The organism is Shewanella sp. Isolate13 (assembly GCF_022398325.1).
GTDB lineage: Bacteria > Pseudomonadota > Gammaproteobacteria > Enterobacterales > Shewanellaceae > Shewanella.
Map to the genome: position 1 here is coordinate 49,464 of NZ_JAKEVD010000027.1, position 18,728 is coordinate 68,191.

The 18,728-nt window shown below is 45.5% G+C and carries 16 protein-coding genes and 1 rRNA gene; 6 read left to right on the plus strand and 11 right to left on the minus strand.

Features of this window, described 5'->3' with window-relative positions; genetic code table 11:
• Together L1D44_RS15930 and L1D44_RS15935 are read right to left on the minus strand one after the other, a co-directional pair.
• Positions 1-1,740 carry an ATP-binding protein gene (locus L1D44_RS15930; RefSeq protein ID WP_239892199.1) on the minus strand — a complete coding sequence of 580 codons (1,740 nt, stop codon included), beginning with the start codon at positions 1,738-1,740 and terminating at the stop codon, positions 1-3.
• Positions 1,741-1,754: 14 nt separating this feature from the next.
• Positions 1,755-2,291, minus strand: coding sequence for a heme NO-binding domain-containing protein (locus L1D44_RS15935; RefSeq protein ID WP_239892201.1), 537 nt, complete (start codon positions 2,289-2,291; stop codon positions 1,755-1,757).
• Positions 2,292-2,565: 274 nt separating this feature from the next.
• Here L1D44_RS15935 and L1D44_RS15940 point away from each other — a divergent pair, with 274 nt between their 5' ends.
• Complete coding sequence (locus tag L1D44_RS15940; RefSeq protein WP_239892203.1) at positions 2,566-3,150, plus strand: lecithin retinol acyltransferase family protein; 585 nt, start codon at positions 2,566-2,568, stop codon at positions 3,148-3,150.
• Positions 3,151-3,242: 92 nt separating this feature from the next.
• Here L1D44_RS15940 and L1D44_RS15945 read toward each other — a convergent pair whose 3' ends face one another.
• The 5 genes from L1D44_RS15945 to L1D44_RS15965 form a co-directional block, all read right to left on the minus strand.
• Complete coding sequence (locus tag L1D44_RS15945; protein WP_220770859.1) at positions 3,243-4,307, minus strand: ketoacyl-ACP synthase III; 1,065 nt, start codon at positions 4,305-4,307, stop codon at positions 3,243-3,245.
• A gap of 100 nt (positions 4,308-4,407) precedes the next feature.
• Positions 4,408-5,079, minus strand: a complete 672-nt coding sequence (locus L1D44_RS15950; RefSeq protein ID WP_239892205.1) for a GntR family transcriptional regulator — start codon at positions 5,077-5,079, stop codon at positions 4,408-4,410.
• A gap of 108 nt (positions 5,080-5,187) precedes the next feature.
• Positions 5,188-6,753, minus strand: a complete 1,566-nt coding sequence (locus tag L1D44_RS15955) for an aldehyde dehydrogenase (NADP(+)) (RefSeq protein ID WP_239892207.1) — start codon at positions 6,751-6,753, stop codon at positions 5,188-5,190.
• Between the two features lie 42 nt (positions 6,754-6,795).
• Positions 6,796-7,797, minus strand: coding sequence for a 4-hydroxyproline epimerase (locus tag L1D44_RS15960; RefSeq protein WP_239892209.1), 1,002 nt, complete (start codon positions 7,795-7,797; stop codon positions 6,796-6,798).
• A 112-nt stretch (positions 7,798-7,909) separates the two neighbouring features.
• The gene (locus tag L1D44_RS15965; protein ID WP_239892210.1) at positions 7,910-8,170 is read right to left on the minus strand and encodes a hypothetical protein; all 261 of its coding nucleotides are present in this window, start codon (positions 8,168-8,170) and stop codon (positions 7,910-7,912) included.
• 196 nt (positions 8,171-8,366) lie between these two features.
• Here L1D44_RS15965 and L1D44_RS15970 point away from each other — a divergent pair, with 196 nt between their 5' ends.
• Positions 8,367-9,407, plus strand: a complete 1,041-nt coding sequence (locus tag L1D44_RS15970; protein WP_239892212.1) for a proline racemase family protein — start codon at positions 8,367-8,369, stop codon at positions 9,405-9,407.
• Between the two features lie 30 nt (positions 9,408-9,437).
• Positions 9,438-10,703 (plus strand): FAD-dependent oxidoreductase, encoded by a 1,266-nt coding sequence (locus L1D44_RS15975; RefSeq protein ID WP_239892215.1) that lies wholly within the window; start codon positions 9,438-9,440, stop codon positions 10,701-10,703.
• Between the two features lie 179 nt (positions 10,704-10,882).
• Here the strand turns inward: L1D44_RS15975 and L1D44_RS15980 are convergent, their stop codons facing one another.
• Both L1D44_RS15980 and L1D44_RS15985 read right to left on the minus strand, forming a co-directional pair.
• Complete coding sequence (locus tag L1D44_RS15980; protein WP_239892217.1) at positions 10,883-12,109, minus strand: FAD-dependent oxidoreductase; 1,227 nt, start codon at positions 12,107-12,109, stop codon at positions 10,883-10,885.
• A 36-nt stretch (positions 12,110-12,145) separates the two neighbouring features.
• Complete coding sequence (locus L1D44_RS15985; protein WP_239892219.1) at positions 12,146-13,675, minus strand: NAD(P)/FAD-dependent oxidoreductase; 1,530 nt, start codon at positions 13,673-13,675, stop codon at positions 12,146-12,148.
• A gap of 284 nt (positions 13,676-13,959) precedes the next feature.
• Here L1D44_RS15985 and L1D44_RS15990 point away from each other — a divergent pair, with 284 nt between their 5' ends.
• The gene (locus L1D44_RS15990) at positions 13,960-14,184 is read left to right on the plus strand and encodes a hypothetical protein (protein WP_239892221.1); all 225 of its coding nucleotides are present in this window, start codon (positions 13,960-13,962) and stop codon (positions 14,182-14,184) included.
• Positions 14,185-14,308: 124 nt separating this feature from the next.
• Here L1D44_RS15990 and L1D44_RS15995 read toward each other — a convergent pair whose 3' ends face one another.
• Together L1D44_RS15995 and L1D44_RS16000 are read right to left on the minus strand one after the other, a co-directional pair.
• A complete protein-coding gene (locus tag L1D44_RS15995; protein WP_239892223.1) occupies positions 14,309-15,601 on the minus strand; it encodes an APC family permease in 1,293 nt (430 codons plus the stop codon).
• A 149-nt stretch (positions 15,602-15,750) separates the two neighbouring features.
• Entirely contained in the window at positions 15,751-17,055 is a 1,305-nt protein-coding gene (locus tag L1D44_RS16000) for an aminopeptidase P N-terminal domain-containing protein (protein WP_239892225.1), read from the minus strand.
• A gap of 119 nt (positions 17,056-17,174) precedes the next feature.
• On the opposite strand from L1D44_RS16000, the gene gmhB reads away from it, so the two are divergent.
• Together gmhB and L1D44_RS16010 are read left to right on the plus strand one after the other, a co-directional pair.
• Positions 17,175-17,774, plus strand: coding sequence for a D-glycero-beta-D-manno-heptose 1,7-bisphosphate 7-phosphatase (gene gmhB, locus L1D44_RS16005; RefSeq protein WP_239892227.1), 600 nt, complete (start codon positions 17,175-17,177; stop codon positions 17,772-17,774).
• 829 nt (positions 17,775-18,603) lie between these two features.
• Positions 18,604-18,728, plus strand: a 16S ribosomal RNA gene (locus tag L1D44_RS16010); the annotation flags it as partial.

The window sequence follows — 18,728 nt, forward strand, 5'->3', positions numbered from 1 at the left end:
CTATTTGATCTTTGTCCACCATTCTATCAGGACATTTTTAATCTCTTGTTTCTGGTATGGCTTATTAATAATGCCATTCATACCGCATAGATAACACTGCTCAGTTTCGGTGGAGGTCGTGCTCGCCGTTAAGGCGATAATGGGTTTGTTGTAGCCGCGGTTTCGCAATCGTTTAGTGGCTTCAAATCCATCGACTACAGGCATGCGACAGTCCATAAAGACCACATCAACCTCATGAGAGTCAAGATACTCTATCGCTTCAAGACCGTTATTCACAATGGCTGGCTTGATATCAAATTTTGCTAAGATCATCTCTATTAAGACTTGGTTTACAGGGCTGTCTTCCACAACGAGCACTGTCATTGCATCGATTGCAATATCGACTTCGGTAGTATGGTTTGGCTTTTGGCTGGTGGGAGCGAGCTTTAACGGCAGTCGAATGGTAAATTGTGTCCCCTTGTTAAGTTCAGAGGTTAGCGTAAGCTCACCGTGCATCTCATCGACTAAGTGTTTACAGATCGCTAGCCCAAGACCCGTTCCCTCGTGGGCGCGATTGCTCGAGTTATTGACCTGAGTAAAAGGGTCAAACAAGGTATCAATTTTTTCGGCAGGGATCCCACATCCGGTATCTGTTACCGAAAAGCAGAATTGGCCATCTTGCCACGCTATATCAACGGTGATTTTCCCTGACTGAGTAAACTTAATGGAGTTGCCGATAAGGTTGACAAATAACTGCTTAATTCTATCGGGATCGCCGAGCAACTTATCTGGTAGCTCCGTGTGATAGTTAAACGCAAAGGTAAGCCCAAACTCTGCGGTTCGTTGCTTAAATATATCGTAAATCATGGTACAAACTTGCCTAGGAGAGAAGTCTATTTCCACTATTTGCAGCATTCCAGCACTCATTTTACTCAAATCCAGCAGGTCATTGATGATCACGCGTAACAGTTCACCGGATTGGTGCATGGTGTTTAGCAGTTGCCGCTGATGCGGTGTTAACTGGGTATCGCTCATTAGCTCTGCTGAACCTAAAAGTCCATTTAACGGTGTTCTAAGTTCATGGTTAATCATGGCAACGAAATCTCTGGTGGAACGTTCAGAGCTCTCGGCGCGCTGCTTCTCCTCTATGGTTTTCGCGAGTAACTGTTGGCGTTTATGCGCGGCGCTTATCATTTCACAGAACAGTAGTAGCTGTTTTTCAATCGTATGTTGCCATGAGCGAGGGGCGTCTATGACTAAGGTTAATCCCCCTAAAATGTTAGCTTCGGCATTGATAATAATGTTGAGCTGTTGGTGGTCTTCACTCCAGTAGAGTGCAGAGTTTGCTTTGACTTTAGACCGGAATAACAGTCTGTTACCCGCGTAAAACGTCTTGGCTTTTTTTTCGGATGTGAGTGCATTGAAGCTGATTTTACAGGCTTTAATTTCATCGATGCCAATGAGGTCGTCGAGCAGTCGTTGTAGTAATAGATCTGAAATCGGCTTTTGTAAAAACAGCTGGTTGAAATCAAGCAGGATAGACTCTAGATAGCTCTTAAAGTGCAACAGGGCGATATCCTGTTCTGACTTCTCTTTTATATTCATTAAAGAGTCTTCAACAAGCTGTTTAGCCGTATAAAGTTCACGACTTTTTTCTTCGAGCAGCTTTTCGGCCGCTTTTTTAGCGGCCTTTTCTCGCTCAATTTTCCGAGAAAGTAAGTTAACTTTTTCAGTTAATCTATTGAACTCATCATTTGGCATAATTCACACTCAAACTATTCTAGGCAAGTGATGGTAAACCGAACTTGAGACTCATCGGCGGTAATAGGCTCCATTTCAATGTTGATATTTTCACCGAAGTGCTCAGCGCAGCCTTGAATGAGCCCGAGGCACACATGTGACATGCAGCGAGCAGACTGGTAGTCCATAATAAGTTGTGTCTTGCTGGTAGAGATAAAGTCAAAGCTGGGTGGGTTGGCATTAGGGTAGAGCTTTTTCACTTCAACATGGATGTACTCTTCGACACTTTCAATAAAACTAAAGGTGGAGTCAGCCTTACCATCGAGGCCTGGTAAGCTGTTATATAAGGTATTAAAGACGGATTGCCCATAGATCCGTTGTAGCTCCTTAACCGATATTCCTGTTAGTTTACTTAAACTGATAATGAGCTTGACTAAATCTTTATGATCATAGGTTCCAACACTGGTGTAGACACCGTCGTTTTTATTCTCGTCTAACATTTTCTGGCAGACATCAAGCCCGAAAGTATTCTCTACTAACTCTAGAAACTCTGCAAAAATAATTCCTTTCATTTATTGCTCCCTTATAGAACCACTAATATTTAAGGTAGTGTATTAAAAGGGTTTATTCAATGTGTTAGCGCGTATTCTAGTTAGGGTTACGAGGTTTTTATAAGCTAATTTTACTCGCGTAAAATGGGGGACCTGCTAGAACTGCTCATCTGGCGAAAGGGTTCGTTACACTTTTATGCTTCATGGGCTGAAAGGCATTCCCTATATTATCCTATAGTTAGCTTAATTTGAGTCTTTAAATCTAATTTGGGTTCAGTGGGAATAGGAAGAGCAGATGGCATTTCCGTTAATTTGGTTAGGTGCGGCGGCCGTAGGAGCCGCAATTGTTGCCGAAGAGCGAGAGAAGCAAAAGTCTATTGCGTTAAAGCGTCGGCAAGGAAGGGCAAATACCGATCATCGCCAAGGACAATCGGCAGAGCTTGCCCCAAGCCTGTGGAAAACGGGGAATAAGATGGTCTTGCCTGAACCTGGTGGCATTGTCTGTTGTTTCGTATTTGGTGTGATTGAGCACACAGGGATCTGGTTAGGCGATAATACACTGGTGGAGTTGCATGGCAGCGGTTTAGTGCGAGCTGTATCTGTCGAGCGTTTTTTGGCAGGACGTACGGGAAGTCGGATCTATCAGGCCTGTAATCATCGGCACCAAGCCTTAGTTGGCGAGCAAGTGCTTGATAGAGCTAAGCAGTCTATATTTAATTATCGGGAGTATGACTTGTTCGATAACAACTGTCATCGCTTTGTCTGGCATTGCTTAAGCGGTGAGGAGATGGCCTTGTCTAGCTTTAGTAAGCTTAACGATCGAATTGGTACCCACTTTTCAGAGGCGGTTTACTGGGACGAATTGGATTTACCGTCCTAGCTTGCATTAAAGGCTCATAAAAAAACACCGAACTGGGTTCGGTGTTTTTTCTATCTACGGCCAATGACTATTGCCAATGAGTAAGGATTAGCTTAGCCGCAGAAATGCTTAACCGCTTTAGCGACTAGCTCAATACCTGTCTTATCGCAAGGTGGTAGCTCTGCATCGCTAGTGTTGATCGGTGTGACTCTGTCACCCCATTTGATCAATGCCGCAGCAGAAGTCAGGCCTGCGCCAAACGCACAAGACAAAATGGTTTGGTTAGGCTGGATCTTACCTTGCTCTAGGGCATCACAAATTGCAATTGGGATCGTTGCTGCAGAGGTGTTACCGTAGTTAGCAATGTTAACGACCGCTTTTTCTTTCGGGATCTTCATGCGGTTAATAAGCGTATCGATGATACGCTCATTCGCCTGATGAGGAATAACCCAATCGATCTCATCTTTATCGATGCCGCACTTCTCAACCACTTTTGTGCTGAGTTTACCCATGCCAGCAATCGCGCGCTTGAAGATCTCTTGACCATTAAACTCGATGTAGAAATCTAAAGATGATGCTTCAAATCTGTCCATCGCAGTACCAAAGCCAGCCTTTAGAATATCGCGGCCATCGGGATCGTTATTAAGCTCGTAGCCTAATACACCAATAGCTTCGTCAGTGGCTTCAAGTACAACGGCACCAGCACCGTCACCAAATAGTACGGCAGTGTCACGGCGAGACCAGTCTAGGAAAAATGACAGGCGTTCGGCACCAATCACTAGCACCTTTTTACACTGACCACTTCTGATCTGTGAGCTACCTAGGCCTAGACCGTATAAAAAACCGCTACATGCAGCATTGATATCGAACGCCGCGCACGTTGCGCCCACTTCAGCTTGTACAGTTGAAGCGATATTTGGAATTAGGGTGTCGGGTGTTGCTGTGGCGAGAATAATCATATCTAGCTCGCTACCATCGATCCCTGCGGCGGCCAGCGCACGCTTGGCGGCAACAGAGGCTAGCGCAGACGTATCAACGTGGCTGATATGTCTTTGGCTAATACCCGTTCGTGGTTTAATCCACTCATCAGAGGTGTCGATAAATGTTGCAAGATCATGGTTTGTTAGGGTGGCAGGCGGAACACACTTTCCCCAACCAGTAATAGTGGCGTACTGCATCTAGGTATTCTCTATAGCTTAAAAAGGCAGAACCTTAGCTCTGCCTTATGGGATCTGTATAAGTGAAGCTTAGCAAGGATTATGCTAATCAAACAGTGAGCTAGTCGTCTTGTTGACTAACTAATACGCGAATCGCTTCGGCTGCATGTAAGATATGTGCACGTAATAATTCAACGGCCTTCTCAATATCTTTCTTCTTACAGTATTCAAGTAGTTCACGATGATCTTGTTGAGCCTTAGGTACACCGCTTGCTAAAAATAGCTGTAAGCGAATATATCGGTCGCAGCTAGTGTTGAGACCTTGAACAACTTCAAGTGTATGAGGGCGGTTTGCCGCACTATAAAGACAAGTATGGAATTGCGCGTTTAATCCGCTCCAATTTTCGACTTGATCTTCGTCTTGGAAGGCTGTGTCCATCTCTTCAAGGATATGCTCAGCTTGATTTAGATCTTCTTCACTTAAGTTTGGTATCGACTTCGCAAGTAAGTCGCCTTCTATCAGTGCTCGTAATTCAAAAAGTTCGGTGACATGTTCAGCAGATAACAGTGTCGCTGTCGCGCCTTTATGAGCTTCAAACTTAACTAAGCCTTCGGCCTCTAATTGCAGTAAGGCTTCTCTTACTGGAATTCTGCTAACATTCAATTCATCGGCTAAGGCGCTTTGACGTAAGGGTTTACCTGCCGCGATTTCTCCGGAGAGGATTTTTTCCCTAAGCACCTCGACCACAATTTGTGTGCGAGTTTTATGGACGATAGGTGTTGTTCTGCTCATAGTTCCCGATATTTTTGTTATTTATACAAGTTGATCCGTCCTAGGGTACCGCTAATGCCAATATAATGAAAGGGGAACCGATGGTTTCCCCTTCATATTTTGACGTTTTTAGAAAGTTTTAACGCCAGTATTTCCTTCTTGAACACGAACAGGAAGCAGCGCTTTCGGCATGTTTTGATAGCAGATTGGACGCTCAAAACGTGCCATCGCTGCCGAGCCTACAGAAGTGGTACGGCTGTCGGTGCTAGCTGGGTACGGACCACCATGATTCATCGAATGACAAACCTCAACGCCAGTTGGCATCTGATTAAAAATCAAGCGGCCAACATTGAAGGCAATGGCTTCGATGAGAGTTGTGCTTTCAACCAGTTCCGCCTCTAGGCCATGTACTGTGGCCGTTAATTGTCCTTCAAGCTGCTCGGCAATGGATTGCATCTGCGCGCTATCATCACACTCGACCAATACCGCACATGGACCAAATACCTCCTGCTGGATTGCATTCGAAGCAATAAAATCTGCAGCCGTTACTTTTAACGCCGTTGGGCGGGTAAAGTGGTTGGCAGGGGACGACTCACCTTGGGCGATAAGCTCCACTTTAGGGTCTGCCAGTAGTGCTTCAATCTGTGCTTGGTAGGTGCTGGCGATGCCTGCACTAAGCATGCTGGCTGCGCTTTGAGATGCAATATCTTGAGCCAGTGTTGCCTTGTAACGGTTTAAGGCGTCGCCTTTTACTGCCACGATTACGCCAGGGCTTGTGCAGAACTGACCGTGGCCCATTAGCATTGACTGTACTTGAGTCGTTGCTAGGCTTTCAGCTTGCTGCTCCAAGATGTTAGCCAAGATAAACTGTGGGTTGATTGAGCCAAGCTCACCATAAAATGGGATAGGTTCTGCGCGTGCTGCACAGAGATCCGCTAAGATGCGACCCACCTTGAGTGAGCCGGTAAAGCCTACGGCTTTAATCGCTGGATCGGTGACGAGCGCGGTCGATACCTCAGGGGCAAAACCTTGTACCAAGTTAAATACACCGTTTGGCATATCACACTTAACAACTGCGCGCTCGATTGCGCGGCTCACCAGCTCACTGGTTGCAGCGTGTGCCGGGTGGCCCTTTACGACAATGGTGCAGCCAGCGGCGAGTGCCGATGCTGTGTCGCCGCCAGCCGTAGAGAATGCTAATGGAAAATTAGACGCGCCGAATACGGCTACAGGGCCGAGTGGAAGGGTTGTCAGTCTGGTATCAGGCTTTGGCAGTGGTTGTCTTTCAGGATTAGCGAGATCCACGTAGCGGCTGTCGATAGGGTTTCGTAAGTTGCCAGCAAATAAACGCAGCTGACCACATGTCCGCCCGGTCTCACCTTGTAGGCGCGCCATCGGTAAACCTGTTTCTAAATGGGCTGTTTCGGTAATCGCTGCAATATCCGCTTGGATCTCATCGGCAATCGCTTCTAAAAACTCGGCGCGACGTGTCGGTGCAAGGCTGCGGTATTGAACAAAAGCCTGCTTAGCAGCAGCTGTTGCACTGGCAACTATGTCTTTATCGGCATTAGCGAAGCGAAACGAGAGTGCTTCGTTTGTCACTGGGTTGGTACTGTTAAAGTCGGTTGACTCGTTAGTCCATCTACCGTTTATAAAGTGCTGACCTGTAATCGCAACTTGGGTTAAATCTGTCATGTTTGCTCCTGAGTTGTAAGGCTCAATTAAAAATATATAGGGTTACACTACTTGGAAGCCGAAGGCATACGGGTCGCTATCATCGACGGTAATAGCGTTTTTGCCGATGATCCTTGCCCAGCCTTTAATGCTCGGCATTATGGCTCTGTGCTCACCGACTGTGGTTTCGGCTTCGATGCGGCCGACAAACTGGCTGCCGATAATGCTTTCGTGGGTGTATTCATCGCCAACACTGAGTAAGCCTTTGGTAAATAGCTGCGCAAGACGTGCGCTGGTACCTGTGCCACAAGGAGAGCGGTCAATGGCTTTATCGCCATAGAAAACTGCGTTGGCACCGTCGGAGCCGTCACTGATGGTGTCTCCGGTCCAAAGCACGTGGCTGACGCCGTTGACGGTTGGGTCATCAGGATGAATACAAGTGAGTTGCTCTTGGGCGATCTCTCTAACGATTGGGCTCCACTTTAAGATGTCTCCCGCGCTCCAGTGGCGAAGGCCTGGAAAATTTTCTTGCGGGTCAACAATCACGTAGTAGTTACCACCATAAGAGACATCAACCTTAAGTTGACCTAGCCCTGGAATATCAAGGATTTTGTCTCTATGGGCGAGGTATGCGGCAACGTTATAAATTTTAACCCAATCGACTTTCTGCTCAGTTTGTTGATAGTCGATGCTAATTTGTCCTGCAGGGACATCGATGATTAATTGGCCCGGCGTCTTGGCGGTCAGCAGGCCAGACTCAATGGCTGCGGTGATTGTGCCTATGGTGCCGTGGCCGCACATAGGTAAACAGCCACTGGTTTCAATAAAGAGAATCGATGCATCGGCGTTGTCAGAGCAAGGGGGATATAGAAAGGCTCCTGACATCATATCGTGGCCTCGGGGTTCAAACATTAAGGCTTTACGGATCCAGTCATATTCACGAAGGAAATGTTGGCGTTTATCACTCATGGTATCGCCAAGCAGATGAGGGTGACCGCTAGTGACTAATCTAACTGGGTTGCCACAGGTATGAGCATCAACGCAAAAAAACGTGCCCTTTAGCATGTAAAACACTCCATTGTTATCGTTATTACTTTCGTTATTGTTATCGAGATAGTGATCAAAGCCAGGCGTTTTAATTGCATTAAACGACTGGTTTATGAACATCAAACTTTAATTAACCGATGTTGTATTTGTCCAAATCGATGCGAGTTTCTAGTGCATGAGCAATTACTTGCTCAACGTAGGCACGCTCTTCACCGATAACTGTTAGACGTGGTAAACGTACGTTTTCGCTACCACGGTCAGCAATTCGCTCTGCAAACTTGATACATTGAACTAGCATCGGGATAGCATCTAGGCGTAGTCGTGGCATGAACCAGCGGTAGATTTCACGCGCCTCTTCAATAGGACGAGCACGAGATTGCTGGAAAAACACCTTGCCAATTCACTTTCATATTAAGCCTCTATTACTGCTGTGTAGCGTTTGGAGTTACATGTAGATTGGTATATTGTATACGCATGTATTCAAATTGAAACCCTTTTGTTTAGAGAATGTATCTGAATTAATGCTACTAAAACCACAAGAATTATTGTATACAATATCCAAGTATTAGCGCTGGAGCAATAAAAATATGCAGTCGATCACAATAACCCCTGAATTATCGAGCAATTTCAAAGATTTTGTCACCATAGATGCTCACACAGAAGGAGAGCCGTTAAGGATTATTATTTCGGGATACCCAGAGATTAAAGGCTCAACCATCTTAGAGATGCGTCAATACGTACAGCAAAATTTGGATACTTACCGTAAATTGTTGATGCATGAGCCGCGAGGTCATGCGGATATGTATGGCGCACTGATCACCGAGCCAGTGACTCTTGATGCGGATTTTGGGGTGCTATTCCTACACAACGAAGGCTATAGCAGCATGTGTGGTCATGGGATCTTGGCTTTAGTTAAGGTGATGTGTCAGACGGGGACTATCGATTTAGGCCAAGAGCCACGCATTATTAAAATTGATGCGCCAGCAGGTTTGATTACCGCCAAGGCTTATCGCGATCCTCAGGGGAAAATTCATGCTAGCTTTAAGAATGTCGACTCTTGGGCCGATGCTCTCGATTGCACTGTGAATGTCGAGGGCTTTGGGAAGGTTGACTATGACATCGGTTTTGGCGGCGCCTATTACGCCTATGTGGATGCCGATGCTCATGGCATTAGTTGTGGGCAAGATAATGTCGCGCAACTGATTGATATCGGCCGCAGAATTAAACTGGCGGTAATGGCAACTCACCCATTAGTGCATCCCCTTGAGGAGGACTTGAGCTTTCTATATGGCACCATCTTCACCTCAAAAGAGGTGACGAATCCTGAGGCTCATTCGCGTCATGTGTGTATTTTTGCCGATGGCGAGGTGGATCGTTCACCAACGGGAACAGGTGTCGCTGGCAGAGTGGCTCTTTTACATGCCAAGGGCGAGGTTGAGTTAAATACGCCACTGATGATAGAAAGTATTGTCGATGGCAGAATGATTGTCAGTGCCTCGGCCGTGTCGGAGTTTTATGGGAAACAGGCGGTGATCCCCGAGGTTTCGGGTCGCTCTTATATAACAGGCAAGCATCAGTTCTTTATCGATCCCGATGATGTGTTTCAAAGCGGGTTTATGTTGCGTTAATTGCGTAAGCAAAATGAATGGAGAGAGGTTATGAGCAATAATACGCATGCTGACACATTGACCATTGTTGGTGCAGGGATTGTTGGATTAGCGGCGGCGATAGAACTGCAGCGCGCTGGATTTAATGTCACTGTTGTAGACAAAGAGGGGGCGGGCACGGGAGCCTCGAAGGGCAATGCTGGTCATTTTGCGACAGAACAAGTCTTTCCTTTAGCGGATCCGGCCATGTTACCAAAGTTGCCAGGCATGCTACTGGATCCCATAGGGCCGTTTCGTATTCAACCTAAATACTTTTTAAAGGCTCTACCTTGGTTTTTGCGTTTCCTACATAATATGCTGCCTTCACGTAGAAGTCGTAATAGCCAAGCGATTAAAGCACTTAATAAAGATTCAATTGCAGCGATGAAGTCTTTGGCTGAGTTTTGTAATTGTAAAGAGCTGCTGACTTTGAACGGCAGCTTGCTGGTGTTTGAAGGTACATCGCAGCAGGAAGTACACAAAGAGTTTCGAGCTTATGCTGACGCGGGAGTCGAAGTTCAGTTATTGAGTGCTGATGAAGTCAGAGCGCTAGAGCCTTCGTTGAGTACAAATATCACTAATGCTTTGTACTTTACCCATGTGGGTCATACTGAAGATCCTTATCGTTTATGTTTGGCATTAGAAGCCAAATTTAAACAGATGGGAGGCAAGGTTGTCACCGAAGAGTTAGTGAAGATAAATAGCTCTAATACAGATTCGAATATCAGGTTAGAAACAAATGCCGGTAGCCATACTACTGAACGTTTGATCATTGCCTCTGGAGCCTGGTCTAAACCTTTTGCTAAGCAGCTGGGCTATTCGGTACCTTTGGAAACAGAGCGGGGCTATCACCTGATGATGCCGCAGCGCAGCCGCTTGTCTCGCCCGGTAGCTTCCTATAATCGTAAGTTCATCATCACTCCCATGCGCGATGGAACCCGATTAGCGGGCACGGTTGAGTTTGGCGGTTTAAAAGCACCTTTAGTCGAGGCAAGAGCGAATTGTTTGTTTCCTCATGCAAATGCACTTCTACCTGAGCTATTTGCTGATGCATCCGTTGAGGACGGTGAGCGTTGGATGGGCTTTAGACCCTCAATGCCTGATAGCCTGCCTGTATTGGGGCGCAGCCAGAAGCAATCGAATGTGTTTTTCTCATTTGGTCATCAGCATCTAGGGCTCACTTGGTCAGCGATTACCGCGAAGTTACTCACGCAAGAGGTGTTAGGTAAACAGGCTGATATTGATTTAAGCCCCTATCGAATTGATAGATTTAGTTAGATTTAGTTAGATTTAGTTAGATTTAGTTAGATTTAGTTAGATTTAGCTTCGCTGCTAAAATATCAGTGCAAAGCTGCAGAACCGCTCAATTATGAGTAAAGCTAAACCATCGACTTAGGTCGGTGGTTTTTATTTGCTGGGAGCTTTCAGTGATAATTGAGTCGTGCCAGCGAGTGGACTTAGCACTTTAACTCTCTAACTAACTCAGCCACTTTCTTGGCCGACAACACTGCGCCCTCGTGTAGACCGTCATAGAGATAGGCACCGACGTGGTAGGTGTGGTTATCGCCATTGGTGTCGATAATGTTGCGGCGATATTGAAATGCATCGACGCTATAGAGCGGCGTGTGGTGCTCAAATGTTTGCAGGATATTTTGTTCTGCGATCAAGCTATCGATATTGTAGGCCAAGCTGTATTGTGGCTTTGGCGGTAGATTACAGATCCGGGTTAAGCTCGCGTTGTAGCCCCATCCTACTTGGGTCTGGAAGAAATCAAACTCCGATGGTTGGCTTATACCGAAGCGGGGGTAAACCAGCGGATCTCGATGCAGTACTGTTTTAGCAAAATTAGCCTTCCAGGGGGAGAAGCACTTTACTTCTGAAACTGTTGGCGCCGATATTAAACGCAATACCTGATCTGGTGGAACGGCTAAAACGAGTTTGTCGAAATGCTCACTGCTATCATCGGCAAATTGCAGTGTGACGCCGCTATCGGATCGGAACACTGTTTTTATGTTCGCATTAAGAATGACCTTGCCCTTTAAGCAACGCTCTATTTTTTCGATATAGCTATAGACCCCGCCATCAATTCGTTTCCAATCAGCCCAAAAATAGCGCCGGAAAATATTAAAGGCTAACTCTGCTGGCACCTTGGTGATGGTTTTGTAGGGAATAGAGAAGCAATACATAGTAAATAGCTTTAACCACGTGTTCTTCACCTGATGTTTACTGACGTAGTCCGCAAAAGGCTTGTCTTTAAGAGATGATGAGGGCTTGAGATAGAGCTGCAGCAATAACCAATTTGCAGAGAGATAAACATAAGCGAGTTTGAAAAACTCAATGATGAGCGCCAAGCCTTTTATATTGCCCGTTATCACCGAGGGGGAAAGAAAGCGTTTTTTATTGCGCTTAAAGAGCGCTGAACCAACGTCCAGAGGTTCGAGGTTGACGTTGAGTTCATCCATCAGGGATATGAAATGCTTAAAGTTACTGGAAAACTCAACTACACCGCCTTCTAGAGTGATATTTTGCGGGACGTTGGGTATTTTTATATTTTTGTTTACCGTGCGTATGTGACCGCCTAGCATGGCTTGTTTCTCAAATACGTTCACAGTGTGGCCCTGTTTACTCAGGTAGTAGGCGGTTATCATGCCGCTAGCGCCACCTCCGATGATCGCAAACTTCATCCGTCCTCCCCATGATTTTTGGCAATGCCAATTAATTTAAAGGATGCGCTCACCGCTGAGGTGCTGATACAGCTTAGCTCCTGTCCAAAATGTGCCTGCAAAACCTGCATATCCAGATGACGCGTTACAGAAGTAAAACCCTTTTAGCGAGCTATTATGATTTAATCGCCATAGGTTGAAATTGCTTGGTGTCATTGCTGAGCCGTATGAGTTGCCTTCTGGACACCAGCAGAAATCTTCATTTGTGGTTGGGCTACCCGTGCTCTTATAGGATAGGTAGTCCCTGAAGTTTGGCACGTAATGCTCCTCAACCGTACTGACTATCGAATTGAATATCTCTCGTTTTTTCTGTCTATAGGCTCTAGGATCGCGTGCCTTTAAATCTTTAAAGTATTGATAATCGGCAACGGTGACAAACTCGATAATCTGATAGCCCTCTGGCCTATCCGATGTGTCTTGCGTTAAAAAGTCAGGAGTGGACATTGCGAAACTAGGAGCTGAGTAATCATGATTATGATACATGGCATCAAAGGCTTGATTAAGGTCAAGGTGAGAGGTGTGAAAAATGTTCCACTTACCAAAGCCGTAGTCCGCTAAATTAATGTCTTTAACTGAGCAGTAGGCCATAAAGTTAGATGCAGAATAGTCATAGTTAAGTTGGCTTCTTAGCTTTAAAGAGAACTTCTCTATGCCGATGAGATGGGCGGCTTTTTTGGGATCCATATTACAGATGGTGCACTTTGCCGAGTAACGCATGGCTTCGTTAGTCGTTAGATCTGTGGCTTCCACAGCCACAACGCGATTATCTTCTAAAATGAATTTGTCTACTTGGGTTTGGTAGAGGATCTTACCGCCATTATCTTTAATGGTGTCGACTAATGAGTTGATAACATGCTCAAAATGATGAGTAGGATAATAGGCTCCTCTCTGATACCCGGTAAAAAGCAATACCCAGGCGCAAAATGACAACTGATTTGGTGGAAGTAGAAAATCGGGCCACTGAAGTGCGAGTAGAGTTTGCGCCTCCAATGGCAGTTGGTGTTTGTCAAATACCTGCTGCAGCGTAAATCTGATGTTTCTATATGCGGTAGCGGCTTGTTCAAGATTTTTGAAGATATTTTTAAAGCGTTCGTCACCGGATAGCACCGTTAGCCCGTCGGCTGTTCGTTTTACCTCATCAAGAAAGGCACTGCATTGCTTTGCATGATTGGGAAATAAAGTCTTAAGTCGGGTGAGCAGTAATTCAGTGTCATAGGGAATATCGAGTTGATAGCCAGGCATGCGCATATGATCGAAACCATTCGGATCGAATGACTCGAAGGTGACCTTTTTATCGAGTTGTAGCTTCTTGAGAACTTGATTGACGGTTTCTCCTTCACCACAATTCCATACATAGTGAAGCTGGGCATTAAATTTGTAGTGCTTGCCCATGGGAAAGGTGTGCCCAAAACCACCAGGATATTGATGTGCCTCAAGGAGCAGCACTTTACGACCCGATTTTGCACTCAGAGCGGCGAACACTAATGCGGATATACCACTACCGACAATTAAGTAGTCAGTATCCATTATCGACTCCATCTGGCTGGTGGGTAAGGCTCGCAGTTCTAGCTTATTGGGCTGATTAAACCCGATTCCCTTTGATTGTAGTTTGCGAGGTGATAACCAGCAAATGAGAGCCCATTTTTTTAGGGAGACTTATGCTGCACCTAGGCCGAGGTAATGGCTAGATTGTTAGCCAGTATGAAATAGGGGCGGCGGGATAGGCTATTGATAGATTAACGTCACTTCAGTTGGTTTACTCTACAATAATTATTGACTCAGGTTATAGGCTTAAGAGTATAGGGATTAGTATGGATAAACTTACAATGGATAGTGCCCAAGAAGTGCTGCTCAAAATTACAAAGATAGTCGAAACAGAGTGCAGTCAGGATGCCAGCGCTTTGTTGGATGAAGGTTTTGTTTTACTGGCGGTGAATACCAATGTGTTTGAAGATAGTGAAAATCGGTTTGTCTATGCTCTAGGGTTTCCCAAATCATTAGATAAGCTCAGCGATTGGGCCAAGTCGAACTTTTAGACACTATCTGTTAATGAAGAGTTCAAAGGGGAAAGGTGATAGGGCAAAGCCCTTGCCTAGATGTTGTGTTGGAAATACGAGACAGTAGTCATGCCTCACCAACTTCGTCTGTATCAGCTTCATTTTAAGTGAAAAGGTAGCTAAAAATTTGTACCCCAAGCAAGAAAAGACACAGCAAAGCGCCAGTGATCGGCCAGCCTTTTCGTTTTTTGGCCTTATCTCCTATCTTGCCTTTTGCCTTACTATTTAGCGCCTCTTCGGCCGTTTGGCGCTGGACACGCCAAAGTGACAGATTAACTAAAGCGAAAATAATCAGAATAATAAAGCTGGTGGTTTTAGCCAGGGTAACAAGAGGCAGCCAGAGTGCGAAAAAGCAAACAATTGCGGTAATGATGATGGTGGCGATGATCGGTGTCTTGGTCTTGCTGTTCACCTTAGCTAAAAAAGCTGGCGCGCGTTCTTGGTGAGCCATGCCATATAGCACTCGTGCAGCCATGATAATTTGTACTAATATGCCGTTCAGAATGGCAAATAGGCTGATGACACTGATTAAGGTTCCCGCCATGGGGTGGTGTGGGATAAGAATATCTTTAAGTGGTGCATCTGAGGCGGCTAACTGATTTAAGGGAAGAGAGAAAACTGCGACTAATGCCACCATCACATAGAGTAAGCTAGCGCTGATAAATGCCAATATGATTCCCCTTGGCATGGTTTTGCTTGGAGACTTAACCTCTTCAACAATGTTGACCATATCTTCGAAACCGATAAAAGCATAGAAAGCGAGAAATGCGCCGCTGAATACGCCTCCGAGTAAGAGTGTACTCTCAGGTATAAAAGCTTGTTGCAGATCTAAGGAAGAGGGTAGCGCGCTGCCTGCAATGGTAATGACCAGTAATAGCCCGAATACTTCTATGACGGTTAACACGGCCGCGAGCCAGAGTGATTCGGCAATCCCCCATATCGCGATAAGCCCAAGTAACAGCAGCATTACAGATATGCTGATGTGGCGAGGGATCTCGATGAAGTGAGCTAAATAGCCGACAAAACCATTTATAAGTGTTGCAGATGACACTATGCCAGTAAACACCACTAGGTAACCAACAATGATGCCGTAATAACGACGGTGGAACCCCTGCTCGACATAACAGGCTTCGCCAGCACTTTGGGGAAAGCGAGATACCAGCTCACAGTAACTCAGCGCAGTGACATAGGCGATAATGGCAGCAACAATAAAGGAGAGCGGGGCGAGCATTCCAGCAAAGGCAGCCACTTTACCCACTAACACGTAGATCCCAGCACCGAGCATGGTGCCCAATCCATAGAGCGTAAGTAGAGGTAGGCCAATTTTACGTGCCAAGGGGCTATCTATGGTTGAAATAGGAGCTTGTGCTTCGGAAGCTGATTTGTGAGTTTGCATGGGAACGGTATTCGCTGGTCACAACTACTTCTTTTAGTGTAGTACATTGAGCTCGCAGAAATACTCGCTATGGGAATAACTGTTCTAACAGCGTATTAGTAGAGATAAGGTCAATATACACTTATCTCTAGTTTTGTATGGCGGGAGTGTTAATCTGCCATCCAGTCTTCAATCTCTTGTATTGTTCTAGGCACATCGACTGAGAGGTTCTCAAAGCCCGATTCAGTGACTAAGATATCATCTTCGATACGGATCCCCATGCCACGATAAGCTTCAGGAACGTCGAGTGCATCTTTTGGAAAATAGATCCCCGGTTCGATGGTGAACACCATGCCAGCTTCTAGTGTGCGCCAGTTACCGTCTTGGTCATGGTATGGGCCAACATCATGAACATCCATGCCTAGCCAGTGGCCAGTTTTATGAACGGTAAAGCGTTTATAGCTTTCTGTAGCCATGATCTCATCAATGCTGCCGCTTAACAGCCCAAGCTCCTTAAGCCCCTCGGCCATCACTTGCATGCAGGTTTCATAAAGCGTGTTCCATGGTGCACCAGGCCGTACTTTTGCAATGGCCTGGTCGAGGGCATTGAGCACTAATTGGTAGATGGCTTTTTGCTCCGACGAGAAACGACCATTAACTGGGTAACTGCGGGTAATATCGGCAGCGTAATGTTCAAATTCTCCACCCGCATCGATTAGCAGCATCTGTCCATTGGGTAATTCGCAGCAATTGTCTTCATAATGTAAGCAGCAGGCGTTGTTACCGCCAGCAACGATGCTGGGGTAGGCGACGTCATTGCAGCCAAACTTTGAGATAGTGAAGTCAAATAGCGAAGAGAGTTCTCGCTCATTGACGTTGGGTTTACACGCTTGCATCACCGCTTTATGCCCAGCGGTAGACGCTGCCACCGCTGCGCGTACTTTTTCGATCTCTTCCACGGATTTTACGACACGCATACCATGCAGTACTTCGGCTAACGGCTTAATTGAAGTGAATTGCTTAGGTGTGTCAAACGAGCAGTGATGCCTTTGATAATTTACCCAGCCAATAAGCTTCGATGAGAAGCGGCCCAACTCATCACTGATATAGAGAGTGTCAATCCCTTGCAGCAGAGGTAACAGCGTATCTTCGAACTCGGCAACGGTATAGGCTTTATCTGCACCGTGTTTCTCAACGGCACCTTCGATGCCTGCACGTGCGCCAAAGCTGACTTCTTGAGCGGGGTCTTTTGGTCGACAAAATAAGATGTATTGGTTTACATCCCTCTTAATCAGTAATGCGATAGCATCGGGCTCATCGAAACCCGTTAAATAGAGAAAGTCATTATCTTGTCTAAAATGGTATTTGATATTTTTGCTACGCACTTTCTGTTGGTAGCCTGAAATGACGACTAAACTGTTATTTGGTAACTGCGTAAGCAGTTCATCGCGTCTTTGTTGGTAGAGAGCAGACATCTTATTATTCCCACTGCGGCTATTTTCAACGGTTAATATTGACCGAATGATTAATGTATATTTTATCCATTACACGATATTCGATGCTTTATAGCAAGTTCACGGTGCAATTTGTTGTAATGAATGAAATAATAATAGCCATTGCATATAAGAGAGAATGTATTGTGAATCGAGCGGTATTTTTAGACAGAGATGGCGTTATCAATCTTGACCATGGTTATGTACACCAGGTTGACGATTTTGAATATATAGACGGTGTGTTTGATGCATGTGCGGCCCTTAAAGATATGGGTTATATGCTTGCCGTTGTGACTAACCAGTCTGGCATTGCTCGAGGAATGTATAGCGAAGATCAATTTCATTCATTAACAGAGTGGATGGATTGGAACTTTGTCGATAAAGGGGTTGAACTTGATGGTATCTATTACTGCCCACATCATGCAGAAAAAGGCATTGGCGAATACAAAGTCGATTGTGATTGCCGTAAACCAAAACCTGGCATGCTTAACTCGGCAGCTAAGTTCTTAAAAATCGATCTATCTCAGTCGGTCATGGTGGGCGATAAGCGTGACGACATGTTGGCTGCTCAGGCGGCGGGCGTACCGACACGCATTCTTGTCAGAACGGGTAAGTCAGTTACCGATGACGCGATTGCTGCGGCAACAGTCGTATTAGATTCGATTGCTGATGTGCCCGCTTATCTTGCGAGTCAGGGCTAGCCAAGACTAAGTGAGACTCAGTGAGAGTATGGACTGAGTCTTACCTATACTCGTACTTATATATGTGTAATTGGTTAATCTAATACAAATGCCCCTCATAGTAGGGGCATTTTTGTTTTAAGCTATTTTAGCTCAACCTCTAAAAGCTGCTTCACTTTGGAGCGGACTTCCTCTTAAGATTAGCTAACTGATGACCTGTATCTTTTTCAAGTTTGGCTGTTAAAGCGGCAGGTGTGCTGTTTAAAACCGCATATCGTGCAAAGGCTGTTCATTTGATTCGAATATTCTCATTTAATTGAGAAAGCCCCTTGCGCTCGCCTCAAATCTCCCTATAATGCGCATCCACTGACACGGCACAGCAGGCCAACTACCCAGCGTAAACGCTAGATAACACGGGACTTGCAGCAGAGTTAGAGAGATTAACTTCTACGGAAATTAACCTCAGGTGACAACCGCTTTAAGAGCTTTATTAGATGTGACTTGTATAAAGAATCATCGCTTGAAAAACTTCTTAAAATAAGCGCTTGACGCCGACACTGGAGAGTGTAGAATACGCCTCCTCAGCCAAACGACCTAAGCGTCTAAGGCGAAGTCTGAAAGACGACTTCACGCTCTTTAACAATATGACAAGCAAATCTGTGTGGGCACTCACAGAGATTAAGTTATTCGAAATTGCTTACTTCTTTCTAGTAAAGAGTGAAGCAATCAAAAATTTACTTAATGAATGAGTGTTCATAGCAATATGACTTTTGTCTTCACTTTTTTAAAAAGTGAAAGCAAAAAATACAGAATTCATTGAGCCGTTCGACGTAGTCGAACAAAAAAACTTTAATTGAAGAGTTTGATCATGGCTCAGATTGAACGCTGGCGGCAGGCCTAACACATGCAAGTCGAGCGGTAACACAAGGGAGCTTGCTCCTGAGGTGACGAGCGGCGGACGGGTGAGTAATGCCT

Coding starts and splice junctions, on each gene's coding strand:
- L1D44_RS15930 (WP_239892199.1), bottom strand. CDS start 1,740: ATGCCAAATGATGAGTTCAATAGATTAACTGAAAAAGTTAACTTACTT.
- L1D44_RS15935 (WP_239892201.1), bottom strand. CDS start 2,291: ATGAAAGGAATTATTTTTGCAGAGTTTCTAGAGTTAGTAGAGAATACT.
- L1D44_RS15950 (WP_239892205.1), bottom strand. CDS start 5,079: ATGAGCAGAACAACACCTATCGTCCATAAAACTCGCACACAAATTGTG.
- L1D44_RS15960 (WP_239892209.1), bottom strand. CDS start 7,797: ATGCTAAAGGGCACGTTTTTTTGCGTTGATGCTCATACCTGTGGCAAC.
- L1D44_RS16000 (WP_239892225.1), bottom strand. CDS start 17,055: ATGTCTGCTCTCTACCAACAAAGACGCGATGAACTGCTTACGCAGTTA.
- L1D44_RS15975 (WP_239892215.1), top strand. CDS start 9,438: ATGAGCAATAATACGCATGCTGACACATTGACCATTGTTGGTGCAGGG.
- L1D44_RS15945 (WP_220770859.1), bottom strand. CDS start 4,307: ATGCAGTACGCCACTATTACTGGTTGGGGAAAGTGTGTTCCGCCTGCC.
- L1D44_RS15995 (WP_239892223.1), bottom strand. CDS start 15,601: ATGCAAACTCACAAATCAGCTTCCGAAGCACAAGCTCCTATTTCAACC.
- L1D44_RS15980 (WP_239892217.1), bottom strand. CDS start 12,109: ATGAAGTTTGCGATCATCGGAGGTGGCGCTAGCGGCATGATAACCGCC.
- L1D44_RS15985 (WP_239892219.1), bottom strand. CDS start 13,675: ATGGATACTGACTACTTAATTGTCGGTAGTGGTATATCCGCATTAGTG.
- L1D44_RS15990 (WP_239892221.1), top strand. CDS start 13,960: ATGGATAAACTTACAATGGATAGTGCCCAAGAAGTGCTGCTCAAAATT.
- L1D44_RS15970 (WP_239892212.1), top strand. CDS start 8,367: ATGCAGTCGATCACAATAACCCCTGAATTATCGAGCAATTTCAAAGAT.
- gmhB (WP_239892227.1), top strand. CDS start 17,175: ATGAATGAAATAATAATAGCCATTGCATATAAGAGAGAATGTATTGTG.
- L1D44_RS15940 (WP_239892203.1), top strand. CDS start 2,566: ATGGCATTTCCGTTAATTTGGTTAGGTGCGGCGGCCGTAGGAGCCGCA.
- L1D44_RS15955 (WP_239892207.1), bottom strand. CDS start 6,753: ATGACAGATTTAACCCAAGTTGCGATTACAGGTCAGCACTTTATAAAC.